Origin of the sequence: Roseateles sp. (assembly GCF_039595295.1) — a bacterium.
Taxonomy (GTDB): domain Bacteria; phylum Pseudomonadota; class Gammaproteobacteria; order Burkholderiales; family Burkholderiaceae_C; genus Roseateles.
This window is the reverse complement of record NZ_JBCNLU010000074.1, coordinates 1-8638: the sequence shown is the minus strand read 5'-3', so window position 1 is coordinate 8638 and position 8638 is coordinate 1. Positions and strand designations below refer to the sequence as shown.

Sequence of the window (8638 nt, the reverse complement as noted above, 5' to 3'; positions counted from 1 at the left end):
CCGCGATGCCGCCGCCCTCCATGAAATCGCCTTCGACGATCAGCGCCGGATCCACGCTCAGCCCCGCCTGGCGATGCGCCAGCATGAAGCCTGCCTTGCGCTCCTGCGCGTCCACATGGCTGGACGGTCCGGCGATGTGAGCGATGCGGCGATGGCCCAGCGCGATCAGATGCTCGGTGGCCAGCCGCCCGCCCTCGACCTGATCCTGATAGAACGCGATCACGCCCGGCGCGCTCATGCGCCGGCCGATCACCGCCACCGGTTGCTGCTGCGCGAGCTCCGCGATCTGCGCGTCGCTCAGCCGGCCGCCCAGCACGATCAGGCCGTCGACCTTGCGCGCGGTCAGCAGGGCGACCCGCTCCGCTTCCTCCTCCGGATTCCAGTGCCCGGGCACCACGATGGGCGCGTAGCCGCTGCCGGTCAGCGCCTGATCCACGCCCTTGGCCGCGTTGGCGAAGTAGGGGCTCTCCAATTCCTGCGTCAGCACGCCGATGGTGTGCGTCGACCCGCTGCGCAGTCCGCGCGCCGACAGATTGGGCCGGAACTTCAGTTTCTGGATGGCGGCTTCCACCGCGCGCCGCTTGTCCTCGGCGACGCGGGCCGAGCCCGTGAGGATGCGCGACACCGTGGCCGGCGACACGCCGGCCAGACGCGCCACGTCCTGCACGGTGGCCGGCTCGGGTCTGGCGCGGGGGAGGGCGGGGCTCGAAGCACTCGATTCCATGGAGCTGAGGGCGCCGCGGGCGCCTGACGATGGTCGGATCCGCCCGATGATAACGATTTCGCGGCGCGGACGAGACAGCCGGCGCCGCGTCCCTCAGGGTCTTCCCTTGGCTCGTGCGGTTACCTCTTTGACAACGTTGACAAGGCGATTCCTGTGCGTGCAGACTGCATGAATTCGATTTCAAGCCGCTGAGACAAGGCTGCGTCGCGGAGCTTCCGCGGCGTCGACGACAGGAAAAACAATGAGATCGCTGAGGCGCCGAGAAGCCCTGACGCTGCTGTCCTGCGCGGCCGTCGCGGGCACGGCCAAAGCCGCATCCGTGCGGGTCACCGTTGCGAGCTACCCCGACCTGGATCGCGCGCTCAAGCTCGCGTTGCCGTCCTTCGCGCGGCTGCATCCGGGCGTGGAGGTCAACATCGTGACGCTGGCCCACAAGGACCACCATACCGCCATGACCACGGCCCTGGCGGCCGGCGCGGCACTGCCCGATCTGATCGCTCTGGACATGGATTTCATGGGCAAGTTCCTGGATTCGGCCGGGCTGGAGGACTTGTCGCGCGCCCCCTTCAATGCCCGTTCCCACGAGTCCGAGATCGCCCGCTTTGCCTGGCGCGCGGGCGTCAACGCGCGGGGTGAGGTGAAGGCCTTGCCGGTCGACGTCGGTCCCGGCGCCTTGTTCTATCGCGAGGATCTGCTCGCTCGTTCGGGCCTTCATGAAAACGATCTCATAAGCTCGTGGGCGAGCTTTCTGGCGGCCGGACGGCGCCTGCGCGCGGCCACCGGCGCCTATCTGGTCGCTCATGCGCAGGACCTCAAGGACATTCGCATCCGCGCCGGACTGGCGGACGGGGAGGGTGTGTTCTTCGACGCGCAAGGCCGCAGCCTGGTCCGCGGCGAGCGCTTCCGACAAGCCTTCGAGCTGGCCCGGCAGGCGCGCGAGGCGGGCATCGACGCGGGCGTGCGCGCCTGGACCAATGAATGGGCCGAGGGCTTCCGCCGCGACGCGATCGCGGCGCAGATGATGGGCTCCTGGCTGGGCGGCCATCTGAAGCACTGGATCGCGCCCGCCACCGCCGGCCGCTGGCGCAGCGCGCCGCTGCCCGAGGGCGCGGCGGCCGCCTGGGGCGGCTCCTTCTACGCGATCCCGGTGCACTCGCGCCAGAAGGCGCTGGCCTGGGATCTGCTGCGGCTGCTCTCGCTGGGACGCGATCAGCAGGTGGCGGCCTTCCGCGCGCTGGATGCCTTCCCCGTGCAACTGGCCGCGCAGGAGGACGCCTTCCTCGCCGAGCCGATTCCCTTCCTCGGCGGACAGCGGGCGCGCCTGCAGTGGCGCGACATGGCCCGGCGCGTGCCGGCCCTGGCGCTGGACCGTTACGACGCGGTGGCCGACGAAGTCGTGCGCAACGAGCTCGATCAGGTGCTGATGCGCCGCAAGGGCGTCGACACCGCGCTGGCCGACGCGCAGACCACGATTGAACGCCGCGTTCGCCGCCGGCCCGTCGCGGCCTGAGCGCCCAGCGCCGCGACCTCCGACGCCGCAACGAACAACGTCACAACGACCGCACGACCGCACGACCGCACGACCGCACGACCGCACCCACCTTTCGATTCGCCGCCGACATGACCGACCGCTCCCCCTCCTCCAGCCCGCCGACGGCGCCGCCCGTCGCGCGCGGCCCTTGGCGCCTGCCACGCATCCCGCGGCGCTGGATGCCCTATCTCTTCATCAGCCCCTTTTTCCTGCTCTTCGCGGCGTTCGGCCTGTTCCCGCTGCTGTTCTCCGTGGTGTTGTCGCTGCACAGCTGGGATGCGGCGGCCGGACTGGGCGCGATGCAATGGGTGGGTCTGGACAACTACGTCTACGCGCTGACCCGCGACGACGGCCTGCGCGACACGCTCTACAACACGCTGTGGCTGGCCGTGGTCGGCGGCGTGCCGCAGCACCTGGTCGCGCTGCCGCTGGCCTACTACCTGCACACCGCCTTCCGGCGCTGGCGCAACGGTGTGATCGGGCTCTACTTCCTGCCCTTCATCACTTCGACCGTGGCGGTGTCGCTGGTGTTCTCGGCGCTGTTCTCCAAGGACTTCGGCGCGATCAACGCCGGCCTGCGCGCGCTGCATGAGCTGCCGCTGCTGGGCGCGCTGTTCCCGGGCTCGCCCATCGACTGGGACCAGCCCGAACACACGCGCTGGATGGTCGCCATCGTGGTCTTCTGGCGCTACGTCGGCTGGAACACGGTGCTCTACCTGTCGGCCATCCAGACCATCCCGCGCGACCTCTTCGAGGCCGCCCGCGTCGACGGTGTCAGCGCGCGCCAGACCTTCCTGCACATCGTGCTGCCGCAGCTGCGCCCGATGGTCTTCTTCGCGGTGACGCTGGCCATCATCGGCAGCCTGCAGCTCTTCGAGGAGCCCTTCATCCTGACCGGCGGCACGGGCGGCTCAGGCCAGGCCGGCAAGACCGTGGCAATGCACCTGTATTCGGTCGCCTTCACCGACGGGGACTTCGGCACCGCCTCGGCCATCGCCTGGCTGCTGTTCCTGCTGATCGCCGCCGCGACCTGGCTCAACAACCGTCTGCTGGGCCGCCAGCGCTGACGCCGCAAGAAAGCTCCCGATGTCCACCCCCTTCGCTTCCACCGCCGTGGCGCTCGCGTCGCCCGCGCCGGCCCGGCGCCGCCGCTGGCCCGCCAGCCGATTGATCGGCCACGCCATCGTGCTGGCCGGCGCGCTGCTGATGTTCGCGCCCTTCTATCTGATGATGGTCTTCGCGACCCACAGCAATGCGGAGATCCTCTCGGTCCCGCCGCCGCTGTGGTTCGGGGACGCGCTGCCGGACAACCTGGCGCTGCTGCTGGAGCGCCTCCCGTACTTCTGGCGCAACCTGGGCTGGAGCTTCTACATCGCCTTCGCGGTGACGGCGCTCAACCTGCTGCTGTGCTCGCTGGCCGGTTACGCCTTTGCGCTGCTGGACTTCGCGGGTCGGGATCGGCTGTTCGGGCTGGTCGTGGCGACGCTGCTGCTGCCGGGCTTCCTGGGCATGGTGCCCACGGTGCTGACCATGGCCTGGCTGGGCTGGCTCAACGAGCACAAGGCTCTGATCGTGCCGGCCGCCTGCGGCGCGCTGGGCATCTTCATGATGCGCCAGTACATCGGCGCCAGCGTGCCGCGCGAGCTGGTCGAGGCCGCGCGGCTGGACGGCTGCGGCGAGTTCGCCATCTTCTGGCGCATCGTGCTGCCGCTGACGCTGCCGGCGCTGGGCACGCTGGGGCTGATCACCTTCATCGGCTCGTGGAACAACTTCATGGGCCCGCTGGTCGTCATCCGCGACATGGACCTGTACACCGTGCCGCTCGCGCTGCGCGCGCTGCAGGGCAGCGGTCAGACGCCTTGGGGCGCGCTGAGCGCCGGCGCGGCGGTCGCGGTGCTGCCGCTGCTGATCCTGTTCGTGATGGCCTCGCGCCGGCTCATCGACGGCCTGACTGCCGGCGCGGTCAAGTAGCCGGAACGCCTCGCGACGCCCGCATGCCGCATCGGCTCCTCGCCTCAAAGCTTCAACGCCTCAACGCCTCAACGCCTCAACGCCTTTTCGATTCACTCGATCCCTGATTCATTCCGCTCACCTGCGATTGCCATGACCACGATGCCCGACATGACCGACCGTCCCCTGAACTCCCCGCGTCTCTCCGACCTCGCGCGCCGGCTGCTCGCCGACGACTTCCGCTGGGGCGTCGCCACCAGCGCCTATCAGATCGAGGGCGCGGTCGACGTGGACGGTCGCGGTCCTTCCATCTGGGACACCTTCGCCCGCCAGCCCGGCCGCACCGTCAACGGCGAGAGCGGCGCCGTGGCCTGCGACCACTACCGCCGCTGGGCCGATGACGTCGCGATGATCGGCGAGCTGGGCGTCGACGCCTACCGCTTCTCCATCGCCTGGCCGCGCGTGCAGCCGCAGGGGCAGGGCGCGTTCAACGCCAAGGGCTTGGACTTCTACGACCGCCTGGTCGATGCGCTGCTGGAGCACGGCATCGCGCCGCATGCGACGCTGTATCACTGGGACCTGCCGCAGGCGCTGCAGGACCTGGGCGGATGGGGCAACCGCGACACGGCCTTCCACTTCGCGACCTATGCGGACGCGATGGCGCGCCGGCTGGGCGATCGGCTGGCCTCGCTGGCCACGCACAACGAGCCTTGGTGCACCGCGGTGCTGGGTCATGAGATCGGCAAGTTCGCGCCCGGCGATCGCGATCCGCAACTGGCGGCCCAGGTCTCGCATCACCTGCTGCTGTCGCACGGCCTGGCGATGAGCGCGATGCGCGCCAGCGGCGCGCGCTGCCCGCTGGGCATCGTGCTGAACCAGTCCAGCGTGACGCCGGCCACCGACAGCGCCGCCGATCGCGCCGGCGCGGCGACCGAGTACGCGCGCTTCGTGCGCTGGTACATGGATCCGATCTTCCGGGGCGAGTACCCGCAGGATCCCGGCATCGCGCATTACCCCGAGGTCCGCGCCGGCGACATGGCGCTGATCCAAGCGCCGATGGACTTCCTGGGCGTCAACTTCTACAGCCGCATCTGGGTCAGTCGCGAGGACTCGCCGCGTCCCGCGCCCAACGCGCTGGGCCAGACCGACATGGGCTGGGAGATCCATCCGGACGGGTTGCGCGAGCTGCTGGTCGGATTGAAGGACCAGTACGGCGCGCTGCCGCCCATCTTCATCACCGAGAACGGCATGGCCAACGCCGACACGTTGCAGGAGGGCCGCGTGCGCGACGCCGCCCGCATCGACTACGTGCACGCCCACCTCGAGGCACTGGCCCAGGCCAAGGCGGCGGGCGTGGACGTCCGCGGCTACTTCTACTGGAGCCTCATGGACAACTACGAGTGGGACTCGGGCTATGCCAAGCGCTTCGGCCTGGTCCACGTCGATTACGAGACCCAGCAACGCGTGTTCAAGGACAGCGCGCACTGGTATCGCGACACCATCGCGGATCTGAAGGCCGACGCCGGGCGCGCTGCGGGGGAGGCCGCCCATGGCTGAACTGCGGCTTCGCGGCGTGCGAAAGCGCTACGGCGCCGGCGCCGAGGTGCTCAAAGGCATCGACCTGGACATCCCGGCGGGCGAGTTCACCGTGTTCGTCGGCCCGTCCGGCTGCGGCAAGTCCACGATGCTGCGGCTGATCGCCGGGCTGGAGGACCTCGACCAGGGACAGATCCACATCGGCGGACGCGATGTGAGCGCGCTGGATGCGTCGGAGCGCGGCGTCGCGATGGTGTTCCAGAGCTATGCGCTGTACCCGCACATGACGGTGGAACAGAACATGGGCTTCGCGCTGAAGATGGCCGGCCAGTCTCGCGCCGCGGTGCGCGAGCGGGTCGGTCAGGTGGCGGAGATCCTGCGCATCGCGCATCTGCTGCAGCGCAAGCCGCGCGAGCTTTCCGGCGGCCAGCGCCAGCGCGTGGCCATCGGTCGCGCGATCGTGCGGCGGCCGGCGGTGTTCCTGTTTGACGAGCCGCTGTCCAACCTGGACTCGGCGCTGCGCGTGCAGATGCGGCTGGAGCTGGCGCGGCTGCATCGCGAGCTCGGCACCACCATGATCTACGTGACCCATGACCAGGTCGAGGCGATGACGCTGGGCGACCGCATCGCGGTGTTCAACGGCGGCCGGGTCGAGCAGGTCGGCACGCCGCTGGCGCTCTTCGAGCGGCCCGCGAGCCGTTTCGTCGCCGGCTTCCTCGGAACGCCGACGATGAACTTCCTGAGTGTGCCCTCCGCCGGCGACCGCGAGGCGAGGCGCCTGTTCGAGGCCGGCGTCGCGCTGCCCTCGCAGGCAGCGAACGCCGCCGGCGGGCCGCTCACGCTGGGCGTGCGGGCCGGCGACCTCGCGCTGGTGGCGCCGGGCGAGGGCCTGCCGGCGCGCATCGAGCTCATCGAGCACCTGGGCGACACCGTCATCGCGCATGCGCGACTGGACGCCGAGCAAGCGCCGCTGGCCATCCGCCTGCCCGCCGACGCGCGCCCGCCACAGGCGGGCGACACGGTCGGGCTGCGCATCCAGTCCGACCGCATCCACCTTTTCGATGCCGAGGGTCGCGCGCTCGCCGCGTAGCCCTTGGCGTTTTCCCCCGTAGTTCCACCGGCCTCGCGCCCCTCGCCATCCCCTATAAGCACTTCCCGCCAGAGGACAACAATGACAAAGAGACAAGCGAAACCCGCCACCGCCACCGCCACCGCCCACACGACGGCCACGACCACGACCACGGCCGAGGGCAAGACCTGGCCCCGACCCTCCGGATCGCCTGCCCTGCAGGGCGGCCTCACACTGGTCATGGCCGCGGTGATCGCCGCGTGCCACGGCAACGCGTTCGCCCAGACCGCGCCGGCCGATGAGAAACCCGCCGAGAAGCCCGCCGAAAAAGCGGTCGACAAGACGTCCTCCGACGGCCGTCTGGAAACCGTGACCGTGACGTCCAACCGCCGGCTGGAGACGGCGCAGAAGGTCTCGGGCGTGGTGCAGTCGGTCAGCGGCGATCAGCTGCGCAAGGACGGCATCACCGAGGTGCGCCAGCTGCAGGCCGCCGTGCCCGGTCTGAGCATTGCCAACCAGGAGGGCAACGTCGAGATCTTCATCCGCGGCGTGGGTTCGGCCAACAACACCGAGCTGGGCGACCCCGGCGCGGCGCCGCATCTGAACGGCGTCTACATCCCGCGTCCGCGCGGCCTGGGGCTGATGTTCTACGACCTGGAACGCGTCGAGGTGAACAAGGGCCCGCAAGGGACGCTCTACGGTCGCAACGCGCTGGCAGGCACGCTCAACATCATCACGGCGCAGCCGCGACTGGGGCAGTTCTCCGGCTACGCGCAAGGCGAGGTCTCCAACCGCGACGGCCATGGCGCCGAGGCGGCGGTGAACCTGCCCATCGGCACGGATGCCGCCATCCGCATCGCCGGCTACCAGAGCACCAAGGATTACGGCTTCACCAATGTGTCGACCGATCCCGAGGCGAGCAAGCTCAAGCCGGCAGGGCTTGAGAACAACCGCGCGCTGCGGCTGTCGGCGCGCTGGGAGCCGACCGAGGCGCTGCGATTCAGTCTGGTGGCCGACACCGGCCGCGAGCGCGGCACCGGCTATCCCGGCGCCAACATCTTCACCGCGGTCAGCGCCAGCGGTCTGCGCGCGGAGGACCTGGACCTGCGCCGCCTCGTTTATCGCGGCGCGCAGGGAGACATGCGCAACGACCTGTGGGGCGTGCTGGGCAAGGTGGAGGCGGACCTCGGGCCGGTCAGCGCCGAGTTCAACATGAGCCGGCGTTCGGTGGACTTCTGGCAACGCAACGGCCAGTCCGAAGGCATCGACTGGCCGGGCCGCGACCTGAGCCAGGTCCAGTACGACAACTACTCGACCCAGTACTGGCAGACGCTGTCCAAGAGCAATGTCTATGAGCTGGTGCTGCGCTCCAACGACGCGCAATCGCCGCTGCAATGGACCACCGGGCTCTTCCATTTCAAGGAGAAGCAGGCGGTGGGCTATGCCTCGCTGTCTGATCGCGGCTGCTGCTACTGGGGGACCGAGTTCACCATGCCCGACGTGCGCGGCAAGTCCACGGCCGGCTACATCGACGCGACCTACAAGGTGGCCGAGGGCTGGCGCGCCATCGGCGGCTTCCGCCGGACGCAGGAGAGCAAGTCGCGCTGGGGCATTGGCGGCAACCTGGGCGTGGTGCTGGGCGGCGAGAACTATGACTGCTGCTACGCCACGCGCTGGGGCACCGAGGGCTTCCAGCCGGCCCTGCTGTCGCGGCCCAACTTCGACATGAGCACGATCACCACGGACGCGCAGCGGGCGCAGTTCCTGCTCCAGACCTTCCTGGCGGCGGGCCGGCGCGATCTGGTCGGCCAACAACTGGGCCCGATCG

General features: G+C 69.7%; 7 protein-coding genes. 6 read left to right on the top strand and 1 reads right to left on the bottom strand.

Translation table 11 applies throughout. From position 1 onward, the window contains the following. Positions 1-724 (bottom strand): LacI family DNA-binding transcriptional regulator (locus ABDW59_RS24225; protein WP_343633992.1); only part of this gene is annotated, 724 nt, incomplete at its 3' end. A 241-nt stretch (positions 725-965) separates the two neighbouring features. Here ABDW59_RS24225 and ABDW59_RS24220 point away from each other — a divergent pair. The 6 genes from ABDW59_RS24220 to ABDW59_RS24195 all read left to right on the top strand — a co-directional run. Next, complete coding sequence (locus ABDW59_RS24220) at positions 966-2234, top strand: extracellular solute-binding protein (protein ID WP_343633990.1); 1269 nt, start codon at positions 966-968, stop codon at positions 2232-2234. A gap of 110 nt (positions 2235-2344) precedes the next feature. After that, on the top strand, positions 2345-3322 hold the full coding sequence (locus ABDW59_RS24215; protein WP_343633988.1) for a sugar ABC transporter permease: 978 nt from the start codon (positions 2345-2347) through the stop codon (positions 3320-3322). Positions 3323-3341: 19 nt separating this feature from the next. Continuing rightward, positions 3342-4226, top strand: coding sequence for a carbohydrate ABC transporter permease (locus ABDW59_RS24210; protein WP_343633986.1), 885 nt, complete (start codon positions 3342-3344; stop codon positions 4224-4226). Between the two features lie 150 nt (positions 4227-4376). After that, the gene (locus ABDW59_RS24205) at positions 4377-5762 is read left to right on the top strand and encodes a GH1 family beta-glucosidase (RefSeq protein WP_343633984.1); all 1386 of its coding nucleotides are present in this window, start codon (positions 4377-4379) and stop codon (positions 5760-5762) included. Continuing rightward, complete coding sequence (ugpC, locus tag ABDW59_RS24200) at positions 5755-6831, top strand: sn-glycerol-3-phosphate ABC transporter ATP-binding protein UgpC (protein WP_343633982.1); 1077 nt, start codon at positions 5755-5757, stop codon at positions 6829-6831. Before ABDW59_RS24205 ends, ugpC begins: the two co-directional genes overlap by 8 nt. Positions 6832-6912: 81 nt before the next feature. Next, positions 6913-8638, top strand: a 1726-nt coding sequence (locus ABDW59_RS24195) for a TonB-dependent receptor plug domain-containing protein (protein WP_343633980.1), incomplete at its 3' end; no start/stop codon positions are given.

Excerpts from the sequence above, each read along its gene's own strand:
- ABDW59_RS24220 (WP_343633990.1), top strand. The coding sequence starts at position 966 with ATGAGATCGCTGAGGCGCCGAGAAGCCCTGACGCTGCTGTCCTGCGCG.
- ABDW59_RS24215 (WP_343633988.1), top strand. The coding sequence starts at position 2,345 with ATGACCGACCGCTCCCCCTCCTCCAGCCCGCCGACGGCGCCGCCCGTC.
- ABDW59_RS24210 (WP_343633986.1), top strand. The coding sequence starts at position 3,342 with ATGTCCACCCCCTTCGCTTCCACCGCCGTGGCGCTCGCGTCGCCCGCG.
- ABDW59_RS24205 (WP_343633984.1), top strand. The coding sequence starts at position 4,377 with ATGACCGACCGTCCCCTGAACTCCCCGCGTCTCTCCGACCTCGCGCGC.
- ugpC (WP_343633982.1), top strand. The coding sequence starts at position 5,755 with ATGGCTGAACTGCGGCTTCGCGGCGTGCGAAAGCGCTACGGCGCCGGC.